At 66.3% G+C, this 16290-nt stretch carries 19 protein-coding genes; 7 read left to right on the forward strand and 12 right to left on the reverse strand.

Going from position 1 to position 16290, the window contains the following annotated elements:
* Window positions 1-147 precede the first annotated feature (147 nt).
* Window positions 148-2316, reverse strand: coding sequence for a M3 family metallopeptidase (locus N7590_RS08460; protein ID WP_279935320.1), 2169 nt, complete (start codon window positions 2314-2316; stop codon window positions 148-150).
* A gap of 129 nt (window positions 2317-2445) precedes the next feature.
* On the opposite strand from N7590_RS08460, the gene N7590_RS08465 reads away from it, so the two are divergent.
* The gene (locus N7590_RS08465; RefSeq protein WP_053450270.1) at window positions 2446-2925 is read left to right on the forward strand and encodes a glutathione peroxidase; all 480 of its coding nucleotides are present in this window, start codon (window positions 2446-2448) and stop codon (window positions 2923-2925) included.
* Between the two features lie 46 nt (window positions 2926-2971).
* Here N7590_RS08465 and N7590_RS08470 read toward each other — a convergent pair whose 3' ends face one another.
* From N7590_RS08470 to N7590_RS08485, 4 genes are all read right to left on the reverse strand, one after another.
* Window positions 2972-3751, reverse strand: coding sequence for a ferredoxin--NADP reductase (locus N7590_RS08470; RefSeq protein ID WP_006455701.1), 780 nt, complete (start codon window positions 3749-3751; stop codon window positions 2972-2974).
* 80 nt (window positions 3752-3831) lie between these two features.
* On the reverse strand, window positions 3832-5703 hold the full coding sequence (locus N7590_RS08475; protein WP_279935322.1) for an ABC transporter ATP-binding protein: 1872 nt from the start codon (window positions 5701-5703) through the stop codon (window positions 3832-3834).
* 194 nt (window positions 5704-5897) lie between these two features.
* Window positions 5898-6347 (reverse strand): carboxymuconolactone decarboxylase family protein, encoded by a 450-nt coding sequence (locus N7590_RS08480; RefSeq protein WP_053509636.1) that lies wholly within the window; start codon window positions 6345-6347, stop codon window positions 5898-5900.
* 36 nt (window positions 6348-6383) lie between these two features.
* Window positions 6384-7280, reverse strand: coding sequence for an RNA polymerase sigma-70 factor (locus N7590_RS08485; RefSeq protein ID WP_164241213.1), 897 nt, complete (start codon window positions 7278-7280; stop codon window positions 6384-6386).
* Window positions 7281-7398: 118 nt separating this feature from the next.
* Here N7590_RS08485 and N7590_RS08490 point away from each other — a divergent pair, with 118 nt between their 5' ends.
* The 4 genes from N7590_RS08490 (at window position 7399) to N7590_RS08505 (ending at window position 10532) form a co-directional block, all read left to right on the forward strand.
* A complete protein-coding gene (locus tag N7590_RS08490; protein WP_164241212.1) occupies window positions 7399-8916 on the forward strand; it encodes a fumarate hydratase in 1518 nt (505 codons plus the stop codon).
* Window positions 8917-9032: 116 nt separating this feature from the next.
* A complete protein-coding gene (locus N7590_RS08495; protein ID WP_080375964.1) occupies window positions 9033-9428 on the forward strand; it encodes a hypothetical protein in 396 nt (131 codons plus the stop codon).
* 75 nt (window positions 9429-9503) lie between these two features.
* Window positions 9504-9839: a hypothetical protein gene (locus tag N7590_RS08500; protein ID WP_053450265.1), complete on the forward strand. Its 336-nt coding sequence runs from the start codon at window positions 9504-9506 to the stop codon at window positions 9837-9839.
* Between the two features lie 57 nt (window positions 9840-9896).
* Window positions 9897-10532, forward strand: a complete 636-nt coding sequence (locus N7590_RS08505) for a glutathione S-transferase family protein (RefSeq protein ID WP_053509643.1) — start codon at window positions 9897-9899, stop codon at window positions 10530-10532.
* A 73-nt stretch (window positions 10533-10605) separates the two neighbouring features.
* On the opposite strand, the gene arsC is transcribed toward N7590_RS08505, so the two are convergent.
* From arsC to N7590_RS08520, 3 genes are all read right to left on the reverse strand, one after another.
* Window positions 10606-10947 carry an arsenate reductase (glutaredoxin) gene (gene arsC / locus N7590_RS08510; RefSeq protein WP_053509644.1) on the reverse strand — a complete coding sequence of 114 codons (342 nt, stop codon included), beginning with the start codon at window positions 10945-10947 and terminating at the stop codon, window positions 10606-10608.
* Window positions 10947-12101 (reverse strand): phospholipase A, encoded by a 1155-nt coding sequence (locus N7590_RS08515; protein ID WP_053450262.1) that lies wholly within the window; start codon window positions 12099-12101, stop codon window positions 10947-10949. Before N7590_RS08515 ends, arsC begins: the two co-directional genes overlap by 1 nt.
* A 118-nt stretch (window positions 12102-12219) precedes the next feature.
* A complete protein-coding gene (locus tag N7590_RS08520; RefSeq protein WP_164241211.1) occupies window positions 12220-12705 on the reverse strand; it encodes a DUF456 domain-containing protein in 486 nt (161 codons plus the stop codon).
* 236 nt (window positions 12706-12941) lie between these two features.
* On the opposite strand from N7590_RS08520, the gene N7590_RS08525 reads away from it, so the two are divergent.
* The gene (locus N7590_RS08525; RefSeq protein ID WP_005410290.1) at window positions 12942-13151 is read left to right on the forward strand and encodes a cold-shock protein; all 210 of its coding nucleotides are present in this window, start codon (window positions 12942-12944) and stop codon (window positions 13149-13151) included.
* Window positions 13152-13224: 73 nt separating this feature from the next.
* On the opposite strand, the gene N7590_RS08530 is transcribed toward N7590_RS08525, so the two are convergent.
* Window positions 13225-13719, reverse strand: a complete 495-nt coding sequence (locus tag N7590_RS08530; protein ID WP_010486804.1) for a glycine zipper 2TM domain-containing protein — start codon at window positions 13717-13719, stop codon at window positions 13225-13227.
* A gap of 135 nt (window positions 13720-13854) precedes the next feature.
* Window positions 13855-14289 carry a hypothetical protein gene (locus N7590_RS08535; protein ID WP_164241210.1) on the reverse strand — a complete coding sequence of 145 codons (435 nt, stop codon included), beginning with the start codon at window positions 14287-14289 and terminating at the stop codon, window positions 13855-13857.
* An 80-nt stretch (window positions 14290-14369) separates the two neighbouring features.
* Here N7590_RS08535 and N7590_RS08540 point away from each other — a divergent pair, with 80 nt between their 5' ends.
* Window positions 14370-15197 (forward strand): tRNA threonylcarbamoyladenosine dehydratase, encoded by an 828-nt coding sequence (locus N7590_RS08540; RefSeq protein ID WP_164241209.1) that lies wholly within the window; start codon window positions 14370-14372, stop codon window positions 15195-15197.
* A 74-nt stretch (window positions 15198-15271) separates the two neighbouring features.
* Here the strand turns inward: N7590_RS08540 and N7590_RS08545 are convergent, their stop codons facing one another.
* Both N7590_RS08545 and N7590_RS08550 read right to left on the reverse strand, forming a co-directional pair.
* Window positions 15272-16045: a TatD family hydrolase gene (locus N7590_RS08545; protein WP_164241208.1), complete on the reverse strand. Its 774-nt coding sequence runs from the start codon at window positions 16043-16045 to the stop codon at window positions 15272-15274.
* Window positions 16042-16257 (reverse strand): DUF6116 family protein, encoded by a 216-nt coding sequence (locus N7590_RS08550; protein ID WP_040007412.1) that lies wholly within the window; start codon window positions 16255-16257, stop codon window positions 16042-16044. The genes N7590_RS08545 and N7590_RS08550 overlap by 4 nt, the downstream gene beginning before the upstream one ends.
* Window positions 16258-16290 lie beyond the last annotated feature (33 nt).

Here is a 16290-nt window from a genome sequence, read left to right on the forward strand (position 1 = left end):
ATGGACGATGCCGGGGTTCATGGCCCGGAAGGATCGTGCCGACCAACGATCGGCCCCCTCCCGTAGATCCATGCCATGCGTGGATGGCGCATGAAAAAACCGCCCGGTCTCCCGGGCGGCTTTCGTTTCACGCTAGCGCGCGGGCGATCAGTTGCCGGCGCCGGTCAGGCCACGCTTTTCCAGCAGCGGTTCGATCTGCGGCTCGTGGCCGGCGAAATCGCGGAACAGCTGCATCGCGTCGACGCTGCCGCCCTTGGACAGCAGCGTGGCGCGGAAGTGGTCGCCGTTCTTGCGGCTGAGGCCGCCGTTGTCCTTGAACCACTTCTGGGTGTTGGCATCGAGCACTTCCGACCAGATGTAGGCGTAGTAGCCGGCCGAGTAGCCACCCATGATGTGGCTGAAGTACGGGGTCTTGTAGCGCGGCGGAACCGGCGCGTAGTAGATGCCGTCCTTCTCCAGCGCAGCGCGCTCGAAGGCCATCACGTCCTTGGCGGCCGGCACCTGGTCGGCGCCGATCTGGTGCCAGCGCTGGTCGAGCATCGCCGCAGCCAGGTACTCGGTGGTGGCAAAGCCCTGGTTGAACTTGGCCGCAGCCAGCACCTTGTCCAGCAGCGCCTGCGGCATCGCCGAACCGTTCTGGTAGTGCTTGGCGTAGTTCTTCAGGATGGCCGGGTTGTCCGACCACATCTCGTTGACCTGCGAGGGGAACTCGACGAAGTCGCGCGGTACCGAGGTGCCCGAGAAGTACGGGTACTTCACGTTGGAGAACATGCCGTGCAGCGCGTGGCCGAACTCGTGGAAGGTGGTGTTCACCTCATCCCAGGTCAGCAGGGTCGGCTGGCCGGCCGGCGGCTTCGGGATGTTCAGGTGGTTGGCCACCACCGGCTTGAAGCCGGTCAGCTTGGACTGCGAGACATACGAGTTCATCCACGCACCGCCACGCTTGGAGGCGCGCGCATACGGATCGAAAATGAAGATCGCCAGCTGGCTGCCGTCGGCGTCGAACACGTCGTAGACGGTGACGTCATCGTGGTAGACCGGCAGGTCGGTACGCTGCTTGAAGGTCAGGCCGAACTCCTGGCCGGCAGCATAGAACACGCCGTTTTCCAGCACGTTCTTCATTTCGAAGTACGGCTTCAGCTGCGATTCGTCGAAGTTGTACTTGGCCTGGCGCACCTTCTCGCTGTAGAAGGCCCAGTCCCACGGTTCCAGCTGGAAGGTCTTCTTGCCGGCGGCCTTCTGTTCCTGGTCGATCATCGCCTGCAGGTCGGCCGCTTCGCGCTTGGCGTTGGCCACGGCAGCCGGGGCCAGCTTGCCCAGCATCGCGTTGACCGCTTCGGGGGTCTTGGCGGTCTGGTTGGTCAGGTTGTAGGCGGCGAAGTTCGCAAAGCCCATCAGCTTGGCCTTGTCGGCACGCAGCTGCATGATGCGCGAGACCAGTGCGGTGTTGTCGAACTCGCCACCGCGGCTGCCACGGCTGACCGAGGCTTCGTAGATCTTCTGGCGCAGGGCGCGATTGGCCAGGTTGGTCAGCGGCGGCTGGCCGGTGGTGTTGAGCAGGGTGATCACGTACTTGCCTTCCAGGCCACGGGCCTTGGCGGCTTCGGCGGCGGCAGCGATCTGCTCCTTGGACAGGCCGGCCAGCTCCTTGACGTCGTCGACGGTGATCGCCGAAGCGTTCACTTCCGACTGCACGTTCTGGCTGAACTTGGTGCCCAGGTTGGCCAGCTCGGCGTTCATCTCCTTCAGCGTGGCCTTGTCGGCCTCGGACAGCTTGGCGCCGGCGCGCACGTAGTTGTCGTAGTACTTCTCGACCAGGCGCACGCCTTCGGCGTCCAGGCCCAGCTGGCTGCGGGTGTCATACAGCGCCTGGATGCGCGCGAACAGCTTGCCGTTCAGCGCGATCGCATCGCTGTGCGCGGCGAACTTGGCCGAGTAGTCGGCCTGCAGCTTCTTGCGGGTGTCGTTGGTGTCGGCACCGACCAGGCTGAAGAACACGGTGGTCGCGCGGTCGAGGATGTCACCGCTCTTTTCCAGGGCGATGATGGTGTTGTCGAAGGTCGGCTTGGCCTTGTTGTTGGCGATCGCCTCCACTTCCTTCAGCTGCTGCGCCATGCCGGCGTCGAAGGCCGGGGCGAAGTCGCTGTCCTTGATCCTGTCGAACTGCGGGAAGTGCAGCGGCAGCGGGCTATCGGCGAAGAACGGGTTGGCCTGCTGGGCATTGGTGCTGGCAGCCGGGGTGGCGGCGCCGGCCGAGAAGGCGGGCAGGGCAAGGCCGAGGGACATGGCCACGGCAAGGGCAAGGCGAGTGGTCAAGGTAGGAACTCCGGTAAGGCAAACAAGGGCCCGAGGGTAACCCGGCCAGCGGCGCCCGCACTTGTGTCAAAAGGCATGTTGCCGGGGCCGCGCGCGGGTACCATGCAATCACCGCCACGGCCCGCCGTCATGACCACCACCTACGATTTCAGCTTCCGTGACCTCGATGGCCAGCCGCAGGCGCTGGCGCAGTTCCAGGGCCGTCCGCTGCTGCTGGTCAACGTCGCCAGCCGTTGCGGTTTCACCCCGCAGTACACCGGGCTGGAGCAGCTGTGGCAGGACTACCGCGAGCGCGGCCTGGTGGTGATCGGCTTTCCGTGCAACCAGTTCGGCGCGCAGGAGCCGGGTGATGCCGCGCAGATCCGCCAGTTCTGTTCGCTGGACTATCCGGTCAGCTTCCCCTTGTCGGAGAAGATCGAGGTCAACGGCAGCGGCGCCGATCCCCTGTGGGCATGGCTGTCACGCGAGAAGCGCGGCCTGCTGGGCATTGCCCGCATCAAATGGAACTTCAGCAAGTTCCTGGTCGATCGCAAGGGAAGGGTGGTGTCGCGGCATGCTCCGACCACCACGCCGGAGCAGCTGCGCAGCGCAATCGAAGCACTGCTGTGAGGGGTGGTGGTAGTGCCGGCCGCTGGCCGGCAATCCCGTTGCTGCCTTATTTCTCGACGAAGGCGCGTTCGAACACGTAGTGGCCCGGTTGGCCGATACGCGGCGAGACCTGGAAGCCACGGGCGTCCAGCACGCTGCGCAGGTCGGCCAGCATCTGCGGGCTGCCGCAGATCATCGCGCGGTCGTTCTCCGGGCTCAGTTCCGGCAGGCCGAGGGTGCGCTGCATCTCACCGCTTTCCATCAGCGAGGTCAGGCGGCCCTGGTTGGCGAACGGCTCGCGGGTGACGGCCGGGTAGTACAGCAGCTTGTCGCCGATCATCTCGCCCAGGAACTCGTGCTCACGCAGTTCCTTCTCGAAATAATCGCGGTAGGCCAGATCCTTTTCGTAGCGCACGCCATGGCACAGGATCACCTTCTCGAAGCGCTCGTAGGTCTCCGGGTCCTTGATCACCGACAGCCACGGCGCCATGCCGGTGCCGGTGCCCAGCAGGTACAGGTTCTTGCCGGGGTGCAGGTCGCTGATCAGCAGGGTGCCGGTGGGCTTCTTGCCGACCAGCACCTTGTCGCCCGGCTTGATGTGCTGCAGGCGCGAGGTCAGCGGGCCGTCCTGCACCTTGATGCTGAAGAACTCCAGGTGCTCTTCCCAGTTGGCGCTGGCGATGGAGTACGCGCGCAGCAGCGGCCGCGCCTCGGTTTCCAGGCCGATCATCACGAACTGGCCGTTCTCGAAGCGGAATCCGCTGTCGCGGGTGAGGGTGAAGCTGAAGTAGGCATCGGTCCAGTGACGGACCTCAAGCACCGTTTCGGCGCCAAAAGCGGAGGACATGGGCGTATCTATCGAAAGTCGTCGGGGGTGATTCTATCTCAAATGAGACAGGTTCTCATTAGGCGGAACGAGAGGCGTTCTCAGCGGTAGCCGGCCGCCTGCAGCTCGAACAGCTCGGCATAGCGGCCGCCCTGTGCCATCAGCTGCTCATGGGTGCCGCTGGCCTCGATCCGGCCGTCGGCCAGCACCAGGATGCGATCGGCCATGCGTACCGAGGAGAAACGGTGGGAAATCAGTACGGCAGTGCGATTATCCGCCAATTCCCTGAACCGCTGGAACACTTCGAACTCGCTGCGTGCGTCCAGCGCTGCCGTTGGCTCGTCCAGGATCATCACCTGCGCATTGCGCATCCACGCGCGGGCAATGGCGATCTTCTGCCATTGGCCACCGGACAGGTCCACACCCTGCTTGAAGCGGCGGCCGATCAGCTGGTCGTAGCCGCCGGGCAGTTCCTCGATCACTTCCTCGGCCATGCCGCGGCGCGCGGCGTCGGCGATGCGTGCCTGGTCATCCATGGCCTCGACCTGGCCGACGCCAATGTTCTCGCCGGCGCTGAGGTTGTAGCGCACGAAGTCCTGGAAGATCACCCCGAGATTGGCGCGCAGGTCGTCCAGGTCGTAGTCGCGCAGGTCGCGGCCATCGAGCAGGATGCGGCCCTCGTCCGGTTCGTACAGCCGCGCCAGCAGCTTCACCAGCGTGGTCTTGCCGGCACCGTTCTCGCCGACCAGGGCCAGCACTTCATCGGCGTGAAGCTGGAAATCCAGGTGGCGCACCGCCCACTGCTCGGCATCGGGATAGCGGAAACCGACGTTCTCGAACACGAAGCCCTGACGGATCGGCTGCGGCACGCGTACGGCGCCCTCGCGCGAGTGGATTTCCGGCTGGATCTGGAAGAACGAGAACAGGTCATCCAGGTACAGCGCCTGGCTGGCCACCTGCGAGAACCCGATCAGCAGGCCTTCCAGCAGCTGGCGCAGGCGCAGGAAGCTGCCGGCGAGGAAGGTCAGGTCGCCGATCGAGAAGTCGCCGCGCACCGTGCGCCAGGCGATGTAGGCGTAGGCGGTGTAGTAGCCCAGCGTGCCCAGTGCGGCCAGCAGCGTGCCCCAGAACGCGCGGCGCCGGGCCAGCGCCCGGTTGGCCTGGAACAGCGCCACCGACAGGCGCCGGTAGCGTTCCACCAGGAAGCGGTGCAGGTTGTAGATCTTCACTTCCTTGGCCGTTTCCACACTGGCACCGAGCTGGCGCAGGTAGTCGAGCTGGCGGCGCTCGGGCGTCCATTGGAAGTTCAAGCTGTAGCCGGCCGCGTTGAAGTGCGATTCGCCGATGAAGGCCGGCACCAGTGCCAGCGCGAGCAGCAGGATCAGCCACGGCGCGTAGACCAGCAGGCCGATGGCCAGGCTGGCCACGGTGATCGCATCCTGCACCTGGCCGAACAGCTGGCTCATCAGGTTCATCCGGCCCATGGTCTGGCGCCGCGCGCGGTCCAGTTTGTCCTGCAGGTCCGGGTCCTCGAAGTCCTCCAGGTCCAATGTCGCCGCATGTTCCATCAGCCGGATGCTGGTGACGTTGGCGAACAGTTCCGACAGCAGGGCATCGGCATAGCTGACCAGGCGGCCGAGCAGGTCCGAGGCGATGGCCAGGCCGAATTCCAGTGCCAGCAGGCCCAGCAGTGGGTTGAGCATGCCGCTGGCCAGCGCCTCGCCCAGCGGTGGGAAGCCGGCATCGTGCTGGCTCAGGTGCAGGGCGCTGTCGATGATCAGCTTGCCGACGTACAGCATCGCCACCGGCAGCAGCGCACGGATCAGGCGCAGGCCGAGGCTGGCCAGGGTGAGCGCGGGGCTGGTCTGCCAGACCATGCGCAGGAACGGCGGCAGGTTGCGCATCGCCTTGAAGCGCTGGCGCAGGCTGGGTTTCTTCGCGGCGGCGGCGCCAGCGGTGGGAGTGGCAGGCATGCGCGTATTGTGCGCGCCTGATACGTGCAGATGGGGTCAGTGCAGCCGTGTGGCCGCGCCGGGGTCAGATCCCTTTGCGGCGCAAAGGGCTCTGACCCTTCCGCATCCACGCATGATGTGGATTTACCGTGTCGACCAAGGTCGACACCTACCCTCAGCTGCAGGAACCTGACCCGCCCGGCCGGAACCGCCCGTTAGGGCAGCGGCGGCAGCAGACCCGCGCCCAGCCGGTTCCAGGCATTGATCACCGCAATCCCCATGCTCAGGTCGCTGATGCCCTTCTCATCGAAGTGCGGTGCCAGCGCATCGAACGCCGCCTGCGATGGCGCCCCATCGGTCAACCGGGTCAGCGCCTCAGCCCAGCCCAGCGCGGCACGCTCGCGGGCATCGAAGAAGCGGCTTTCGTGCCATGCCGGCAGGGTGTCCAGCTTGCGCGGCTCGATGCCGCCCTTGCGCAGCGCGGTGCCGTGCATGTCCATGCAGTAGCCGCAGCCGTTGAGCTGCGACACGCGCAGGAACAGCAGTTCCATCAGGGTCGGATCGATCGAGCTGTCATGCACCGCCTTGCTGGTGGCCAGCAGGCCCTTGAAGGCCTCGGCGGCCAGGCGGGTGTAGGGAACGCGGGGAGAGGCATGGTCGGACATCGTGGGCTCCACGGCGGCCACGATGGCCGCCTTTCACTACCAGGACGCCGCGGCGTCCCCGTGCGTGACAACCCGTGGCAGCTTTTCCGGATTCAGCACGCTGTACACCTGGGCGATGCGGCCGTCGACCACTTCGATGGTGGTGACTGAATGCAGGCGGTCACCGATGAAGCGCAGGATCGCCGGTTCGCCGTTGACGTAGCCCAGCCGTGCCGGATGTGCCGCGCCGCGGCGGGCGATGGCCCAGAACAGGCGGCCGATGCGTTCGGCGCCCAGCAGCGGGCGCACCGCTGCGGTGACCACGCCGCCGCCGTCGGAAACCAGCAGTGCGTTGGCGTGCAGCAGGGCCTGGATCGCCTCGCTGTCGCCGCGCTGGGAGGCGTCCATGAAGCGCGCCAGCAGCTGCCGGTGCTGGCTGGGGTCGGCATTGAAGCGCGGTCGCCCGGCCTGCAGGCGTTGCCGCGCGCGGTGCACCAGCTGCCGGCAGTTGGCCTCGCTGTGGCCGATCAGGTCGGCGATCTCGCGGTAATCGTGATCAAAGGCCTCCTTCAGCAGGAACGCAGCGCGCTCTTCGGGGCCGAGCTGCTCAAGCAGGGTCAGGAAGGCCACCGAAACATCATCGGCAAACGCATGCAGCTGGGCCGGGCCAGGCGCCGGGTCCGGCTCCAGCGTGACCGCCAGCGGTTCAGCCAGCCACGGCCCGACGTAGTGCACGCGCTCGCGCTTGGCCGCGCGCAGCCGATCCAGGCCGAGCCGGGTGGTGGCGGTGACCAGCCAGGCCTCGGCGTCGCGGACGCTGGCCGGGTCGGCGCCCGACCAGCGCAGCCAGGCGTCCTGGACCACGTCCTCGGCGTCGGCGCGGCTGCCGAGCAGGCGGTAGGCCAGGGCCATCAGGCGCGGACGGTGGGTCTGGAAGGTGGTTTCGGCGTTCATATGGGCAAGGACGCCGCGGCGGGCAGGGACGTGACACGAATGTACAACGGCACCCCCGGTGGCAGAGGGGGTAAAATGGGCGGATTACCCCCGCCAGCCTCCAGCAAGCGAGCAAGTCGTGACATCGATCAAGCAGGAAGACCTCATCCAGTCCATCGCCGACGCGCTGCAGTACATCTCGTACTACCACCCGGTCGACTACATCAAGAACCTTGCCGCCGCCTACGAGCGCGAGGAGTCGCCGGCCGCGAAGGAGGCGATGGCCCAGATCCTGATCAATTCGCGGATGTGCGCCGAAGGCCACCGTCCGATCTGCCAGGACACCGGCATCGTCACCGTGTTCCTGGAAATCGGCATGGACGTGCGCTGGGACGACGCCACCATGGGCGTGGAAGACATGGCCAATGAAGGCGTGCGCCGCGCCTACATGCACCCGGACAACAAGCTGCGCGCCTCGGTGCTGGCCGATCCGGCCGGCAAGCGTGTCAACACCAAGGACAACACCCCGGGCGTGGTCAACGTCAAGGTGGTGCCGGGCAACACGGTCGACGTGATCGTCGCCGCCAAGGGCGGTGGTTCGGAAGCCAAGACCAAGTTCGCCATGCTCAACCCGTCCGATTCCATCGTCGACTGGGTGCTGAAGACCGTGCCGACCATGGGCGCCGGCTGGTGCCCGCCGGGCATGCTGGGCATCGGCATCGGTGGCACCGCTGAAAAGGCGATGCTGCTGGCCAAGGAAGCGTTGATGGAACCGATCGACATCACCGAGCTGCAGGCCCGGGGTGCGTCCAACCGCGTCGAAGAGCTGCGCCTGGAGCTGTACGAGAAGGTCAACGCGCTGGGCATCGGCGCACAGGGCCTGGGCGGACTGACCACCGTGCTCGACATCAAGATCAACGATTACCCGACCCACGCGGCCAACCTGCCGGTGGCGATGATCCCGAACTGCGCGGCCACCCGCCATGCGCACTTCACCCTGGACGGCAGCGGCCCGGTGATGCTGGACCCGCCGTCGCTGGAAGACTGGCCGAAGCTGACCTATGACGCGTCCAAGGGCACCCGCGTGGACCTGGACACGATCACGCCGGAAGACGTGGCCAGCTGGAAGCCGGGCCAGACCCTGCTGCTCAACGGCAAGCTGCTGACCGGCCGCGACGCCGCGCACAAGCGCATGGTCGACATGCTCAACAAGGGCGAGCAGCTGCCGGTCGACCTGAAGGGCCGCTTCATCTACTACGTCGGCCCTGTCGATCCGGTGCGCGACGAAGTGGTGGGCCCGGCCGGCCCGACCACCGCCACCCGCATGGACAAGTTCACCCGCCAGGTGCTGGAACAGACCGGCCTGCTGGGCATGGTCGGCAAGGCCGAGCGCGGCCCGGCGGCGATCGAAGCGATCCGTGACAACAAGTCGGCCTACCTGATGGCCGTCGGTGGTTCGGCCTACCTGGTGTCCAAGGCGATCAAGGCGGCCAAGGTGGTCGGCTTCGCCGACCTGGGCATGGAAGCGATCTACGAATTCACCGTGCAGGACATGCCGGTGACCGTTGCCGTCGATTCCACCGGCGAGTCGGTGCACAAGACCGGCCCGCGCGAGTGGCAGGCCCGCATCGGCAAGATTCCGGTGGTGGTGGAGTAAGCCTCCCGTTCCAGTCCGGACAACGGCGCCCTTGTGGCGCCGTTGTTGCATGCAGCCTGCCCGTGGATGGCCTGCTCTGTTAACGTGCTGTCTGATGCATTGGAAGGGAGTCCATCGTGCTGCAGTGGTCGCGTGTTTTGGTGTTGCTGGTCGCTGCGCTGGCGTGCAGTGCCTGTGGCCCGCGTTACTTCGTCGAGCCGCCAACCCACGAAGCGGGGAGGATCTGCGCGTCGGTCTGCGAGAGCCAGAAGACAACGTGCGACTTCCACAACCGCGCCCGTGCCGAGTCGGACCAGCGGAGCTGCGAAAGCGAGAAGAGCCGGGTCATCAGCCGTTGCAGTGGTATCGCCGACGACAAGCAGCGGCACAACTGCGAAGGGGGCAACGGTGCCGGCAACTACTGCGGTTCCCCGGCACTTCCTTCATGCAATGCTCCGTACGCCCAGTGCCTGCTCTCCTGTGGCGGCACCGTGAATGAAGTCCGCACCGACACCGGTGTTCCCGTGTACTGAGCGGGGCGCGCATCGATGCCTGCACGAGCAACCGTGGTCTGCCAGGGTCGGCCTGCCTCTGCACTGGATGTGCCCATGCGCCTGCATCGATCCGTAGCGGCTGTGTTCCTGCTGGTCCTGGCCGGCTGCAGCACAGCGCCATCCTATGAAGGTGCGGATTTCTCCGCCTCCGCGCAGTGCCGCATGCAGTGCCAGGCCAGCTATCGCAGTTGCATGGCGCAGGACAGGACCGGCAACAGTGCGTTCAGCTGCGAACAGCAGGTGGTACCCGCGCCGGACAAGCGCTGCAAGGACGTCGCCAACCCTGAACTGCGCCGTGCCTGCGAGCTGAAGGCGCACGACTGTACGATGCGCGCGCCGATGATGTCCTGTGGTGAACAGCGGGATACCTGCATGAGCAGCTGCGGCTGAGCAACGGCCCGCGCAGGGGCGCATAATCGGCCGATCCAACCGCACAGGATCCGCCGCATGGGCACCACGCTGTATGGTTCGACCAGTACCGCCGCGCTGGTCGTGCACTGGCTGTTGATCGAGCTGGGCATCGAGCACGAACTGGTGCTGCTGGATTTCGACGCGCGCGAGCACAAGGCGGCGGACTACCTGGCGCTGAATCCGGCCGGTGTGGTGCCGACGCTGATGATTGATGGCCTGGTACTGACCGAGGCGGCGGCGATCGCGCTGTACCTGGCTGACCGCCATCCGGACGCCGGCCTGCTGCCTGCGGTGGGTACGCCCCAGCGCGGCGACGCCTACCGCTGGATGTTCTGGTGCGCCAATACGCTGCAGCCGGCCTATCGGGCCTGGTTCTATCCGCACGAAGTGGCCGGCGAGGCCCATGTGCAGGCCAGCCGCGAGATGGCACGGCTGCGCCTGGAAGCGGCCTGGCAGCAGGTGGCCACGCACCTGCAGGGGCACGGTCCCTATCTGTTGGGGGCAACGCCTTGCGTGGTCGACTACATGCTGGTGATGCTGATGCGCTGGTCGCGCAACATGCCGAAGCCCAGCGACACCTGGCCGGCGCTCAAAGCGCACGCGTCTACGATGAAAGCGAGCCCTGCATTCGCCGAGGTCTACCGCCGCGAAGGCATCACCGACTGGCTGTAACCCAAAAAGGGGACGGAGGGGATTAAGTCGCTAATGCACAAACGACATAATCCCCTCCGTCCCCTTTTTTCGGTTACAGGATCTGCAGCACCGTTTCCGGTGGGCGGCACAGCCGCGTGCCCTTGGGCGTGCGCACGACTGGCCGGTTGATCAACCGCGGGTGCTCGGCCATTGCAGCGAGCAGGGTGGCATCGTCGGCTTGTTCCAGGCCGAGCTCGGCGAACGCTGCTTCCTTGCTGCGCACCAACTCGCGTGCAGTCAATCCCGACGCGGCCAGCACCTGGCGCAGCGCGGCCACATCGGGCGGATTGCCCAGGTACTCGACCACCACCGGGTCGAAGCCGGCATCGCGGATCAGCTTCAATGCGCCGCGTGAATTACTGCAGGCCGGGTTGTGCCAGATCGTCACGTCCATCAGAACCACTCCAGCAGCGACACGCCCACGCCGACATAGGTGGCCTTGTGGTTGTAGTCGATCAGGCTTTCGCCGTAGCCATCGAAGATCTGCACATGACCGCGCAACAGGTTGCTGATCGGGAAGCCGTAATCCAGCTGTAGCGCGCCATGCGAGCGGCTGCCGGTGCGCAGCGAATGGCGCGCCATCAGCGCGACCTCGTGGCCGTTGCGGTTCCAGATCAGGGTCGCGTCGCCGCGGCCCATGTAGTCCTCGATGTCCGGGTTGTTGTCGTCGCTGCGGGTCTCGGGAATGCGGTACCACGGGCGCAGCACCAGTGCCCAGTTCTCGCGGTCCAGGCCGATGTTCAGCATCACCCGGTTCCAGCTGCGTGACAGCGGATCGGCGCGGCCGTTGGACTGGTGGTTCAGGGCGATGCCGGTCATGCGCCCGCGCCAGCCACCGATCGAATAGCCGTTGCGGAACACCATCATCACTTCGGGTTCGTAGTTGGTTTCGCGGAACGGGCGCGAATCCTCGCCGTTGTAGGCCTGCCAGCGCGAGCTCTGGGTATAGCCGGCCCAGATGTCGCCGTTGTCGCCGAACAGGTTCTCGGCGACCTTGGTCTTGAAGCTGATCTGGAACTTCAGTTCGGCACTGTCCAGCACCTGCGGCGTGGTGACCGTGTTGGCCGGGTTCGGCGAATGCGGCGTGGTGTTGCGGTCGCTGGTCCAGAACGCGGGCAGCAGGTACACCGGCTTGTAGGCCCGCAGCTGGAACGGGCCGAGCTTGGAGTCTTCGGCCAGCTCCCAGCGGCTGTCCAGCAGCGAGCCGCGGCCGGCGTTGGCCAGCGCACTGTCCGCTGCCGCCGGGCGGAACAGGTCGCTCACGCGTTCGCGCAGTTTCTCCTCGCCCTGGCTCACCCGCGCGGTCTGCCGCTCTTCACGGCGCGCCTGCGCGGCGGCCTCTGCGGCAGCATCGGCAGCCGCGGTGGCCTGCGGGGTGTGCGCGAACAGGCGGTCGTAGCAGGCCAGGCGGGCCGCATCGGTGGTGATGGCCGCGCAGGCAGCGGGCGAGGTGTCGGTGCTGGGCACGAACTCCTGCGCCGCCAGCGGTGCACTGGCCAGGGCCAGCGCCAGCGGCGCAAGACGGGGAAGCAGCGGGGGGAGGGTCATTCCAACAGGCCCTTCGGTGAATACGGGGATCGCACAGTGTGGCGGCTGCACCGGATCGCGGCCAGCCCCCACGGTTTATGCACGGCCACCGCGTGCGCAGGGCGTGAAGGCAGCGCCGTCACAGGAACCAGGCGAAGGCGAACAGGCCCAGCATGGCGATCACCACCGCCAGCTTCAGCGCCAGACCGAGCAGGATGCCGAGCCAGGTGGCGAGGCCGACCCTGGTCGAGCGTCCCAGCTCGCGGGTGTGCCAGTACTCGCCAAGCAGGGCACCGACCAGCGGCCCGGCGAACAGGCCGATGGGCATGAAGAACAGGCCGACGATGCTGCCGACGAAAGTGCCCCAGAGCGCCTTTCGGCTGGCCCCGACCCGCTGCGCACCGACCACGGTGGCCAGCACGTCCACCAGCAGCGAGAGCAGGGTCAGCACGCCCAGTATCACCAGGGTCGGCCAGCCGACATGGACGAAGCCATCAGCCCAGGCCGCCAGCAGCAGTCCGATGAACACCAGCGGGATGCCGGGAAGGGCTGGAAGGATGATTCCGGCGATGCCGACAAGGACAAAAATGACCGCTAGCAGATATAAGATGAATGAGAGTCCCATGCTGTCCCGTATGGTGGTCGATTTGGGGTTGACAGTGAAAGATTTTGCCAGTTGCTTTTTCGTTTTGGGCGGGTTAAGTTGCAGTCGCTGAGCTTGGCAAGGTCACCGTGGATCGTGGCCTGATGAAGCAAGATCTTCCCGATCCGCTGCATCGATGCACCTCGCTTCCCCCTTGCTTGTCAGCCGCCCAACAGGCGTTTCCAACAACAAGAGAGAGTCACCAGGGAGTTAGTGAGATGTCTGATCGCGAGACCGGTACCGTCAAGTGGTTCAACGATGCAAAGGGCTTCGGCTTCATCAGCCGTGAAAACGGCGAAGACGTGTTCGTGCACTTCCGCGCCATCCAGACCCAGGGCTTCAAGAGCCTGAAGGAAGGCCAGAAGGTCACCTTCACCGTCGTGCAGGGCCAGAAGGGCCTGCAGGCCGACGCCGTGCAGCCGACCTGATCGCGCTGTACAACGTCACATGAAAAAGGCCCGCGCAAGCGGGCCTTTTTCCTTGCCATCGGCCCGGGGCAGGTCAGCGCAGGATGACCTTGCCGTTGACCACGCGCACGTAGGTGTTCTCGCGGATGCCGCCGAGGTCACGCTGGTTGACCACGATGGTGCGGCCATCGTCCATGCGCACGCTGATGTCATAGGTGTCGCTGGTGACGTTCTTCTGGATCTGGTTGCCGGCCAGTGCGCCACCCACCGCGCCTGCGGCAGCCGCGATGTTCTTGTTGCCGCGGCTGCCACCGGTGTGGTCGGAGATTTCGTGGCCGGCCACGGCACCGACGATGCCGCCGAGGATCGCGCCGGTGGCGCTGGGCGCGGTGCGGCCGGACTGCACGGTGTTGATGCGGGTGACGATGCCGCAGTCGGCGCAGCGGCCCTGGTTGTAGCCGCCGTTGTTGCCATAGCCGCCATTGTTGTAGCCATTGTTGTAACCACCACCGCCGTAACCGGGCGAGGTGGCACAGCCAGCCAGGGCGAGGGTAGCGATGGCGCTGGCGGCGATGAGCTGGATCTTCATGGGGCGTCTCCTGGCCGTGAAGGCGGGTGCGTTGGGTGGTACTGCGTCATGCAGCAGGGTGGACGAATCGTCCCCTTTCGAACGTGAACAAGGCGCCAACCGCGCGTGCATTGCCCGGCTGCAGGATGAATGCGCTCAGCGGAAATCCTGATGGCAGGCGCGGCAGTCGGCCTGCAGCGTATCCACCACCTGGGCCAGGGCAGTGCAGTCGCTGGGGGGCGCAGCCAGCGCGGCGTTGAGGTTGCCGCGCAGCCGGCTGGCGTGCTGCTGGAACTGCGCACTGTCCTTCAGCCCAGGAAAAGCCAGGTCCAGGTCGTTGGACAGCAGGCGAATGGCCTGCAGCCGCGGCACGCTGTCGGCCAGGCTGCAGCGGTTCTGCTGCTGGGCCTGCTGCAGCAGCTGCGATTGCCGCTGCATCACCTGCATGAGGCTGTCCGGGAACGGGTCGCGGCGGGCCTGCAGGGCGCGTCCGACCATCACCGTTGCGATCAGGCCGATCAGCAGGCCCAGGCACAGTACGAATAGGTAGCGATGGGCGGTGCTCAGGCGACGGGGCGGGCTGGCGTTCATGGCGGGCTCTCCGGGCGTGCAACGGTGGGTTCGATGCCGGCGCGCTGCAGGCGCCGGCACCTGCACGTTAAAATAGCCCGATGAACGAACAGGTCAAACAACGCTTCGCCGGCATCGAACGGCTGTATGGCGTGGGTGCGCTCGAGCGCCTGCAGGGCAGCCGCGTGGCGGTGGTGGGCATGGGCGGTGTCGGCTCATGGGTGGTGGAGGCGCTGGCCCGTTCGGCGGTCGGCCACCTGACCCTGATCGACGCCGATGACATCTGCGTGTCCAACACCAACCGGCAGCTGCCGGCGATGGAAGGCAACTATGGCCGCAACAAGGCCGAGGCGATGGCCGAGCGCTGCCGCGCGATCAATCCGGACATCGAAGCCGATGCCGTGCAGGCCTTCCTGACCGTCTTTAACATGGCCGAACTGCTGGATCGCGGTTTCGATCTGGTGATCGACGCCTGCGACAGCTTCCGGGTCAAGGTCGAAACCATCGCCTGGTGCCGCCGCCGCAAGCTGCCGCTGCTGACGGTGGGCGCTGCCGGCGGCCGCACCGATCCGACCCTGGTGCGCATCCGTGATGTTTCGCGCACCGAGCACGATGCGATGCTGGCGCTGATCCGCAAGAAGCTGCGCAGCGAATTCAATTTCCCGAAGAATGCAAAGCGCTACTTCGGCGTGCCGGCGGTGTATTCATTGGAAAACGTGAAGTACCCGCAGGCCGATGGCAGCGTGTGCGGCATCCGCCCGAACCTGGGCGCCGATGCGGCACTGAAGCTGGACTGCGGCGCAGGCCTGGGCGCCGCGACGCACATCACCGGCGCGTTCGCCTTCGCCGCGGTCGGCAAGGCGCTGGAAATGCTGCTGGAACCGAAGAAGGTGAAGGCCGAAGTGGTCGAGGCCCATGCCGACGCGTGACGGTAGTGCCGGCCGCTGGCCGGCAGAGCCCGAATGATTGAATCAGTGCGGATGCCGGCCAGCGGCCGGCACCGTTAAATCGCCGGCAGCGCGAACAACCGCTGCGCATTTCCGGTGGTGGCCTGTGCCACCGCATCCAGTTCCATTCCACGCAACGCCGCCACATGGCGGGCGATGACGGCCAGCCGTGCCGGTTCGTTGCGCTGGCCGCGGATGCCGGCATCAGGCTGGTCCGGCGCATCGGTCTCCAGCAGCAGCTGCTCCAGCGGCATCTGACGGACTAGTCGCTGCAGGCGCTGCGCGCGATCGTAGGTCAGCGGGCCGCCCAGGCCCAGCAGGAAACCCTGCGTGTGCAGCTGCGCGGCCTGTTCCGGGCTGCCGGAAAAGCTGTGCACCACGCCGCGCAGGCCACCGATGCGGCGGATCGCGGCGATCACCGCGTCCACCGCGCGCCGCGCATGCACGATCACCGGAAGATCGAACTCGCGGGCCAGCTCCAGCTGGCCAATGAAATAGGCCTGCTGCGCCTCGGCATCCAGCCCCTCAACGAAGAAATCCAGGCCGCATTCGCCGATCGCGCAGGGGCGTTCGCGTTCGATCCACTCGCGCAGCAGCGGCAGGTGCCCGGGCTGGTGCTCGGCCAGGAACATCGGGTGCAGGCCGTAGGCCGGGTACAGCCCCGGCGCCTGCCGGCAGACCTCGCGCAGCGTTGGCCAGCTGGCGGCGGTCACCGCGGGCACGACCTGCTGGCGCACGCCCGCGGCCTGCGCACGATCGATCACCGCAGCGCGGTCATCGTCGAAGGCGCTGGCGTCCAGATGGCAGTGGCTGTCGACCAGCAGACTCAACGCTGTTCCAGCGGCGGCGGCGGGGTGGCGTTGCGGCTTTTCCAGTTGGCCAGCAGCAGCGTGCCGAAGCCCAGTACCAGCTCGTCGACGAACGGGATCGGGTCGGGAATGAACAAGGTCAGCACGAACAGGCCGGCCGTGAGCTTGAACAGGGTGGGGTAGCGCAGCCGGCGCGCCCATTGCAGTACCGGCAGCAGCATCGCGTTGGCCATGGCGGGAATCCTCGTGGGGAACGTGCAAACGCT

Origin of the sequence: Stenotrophomonas sp. GD04024 (assembly GCF_029837545.1) — a bacterium.
In the GTDB taxonomy this organism is placed as follows: domain Bacteria; phylum Pseudomonadota; class Gammaproteobacteria; order Xanthomonadales; family Xanthomonadaceae; genus Stenotrophomonas; species Stenotrophomonas forensis.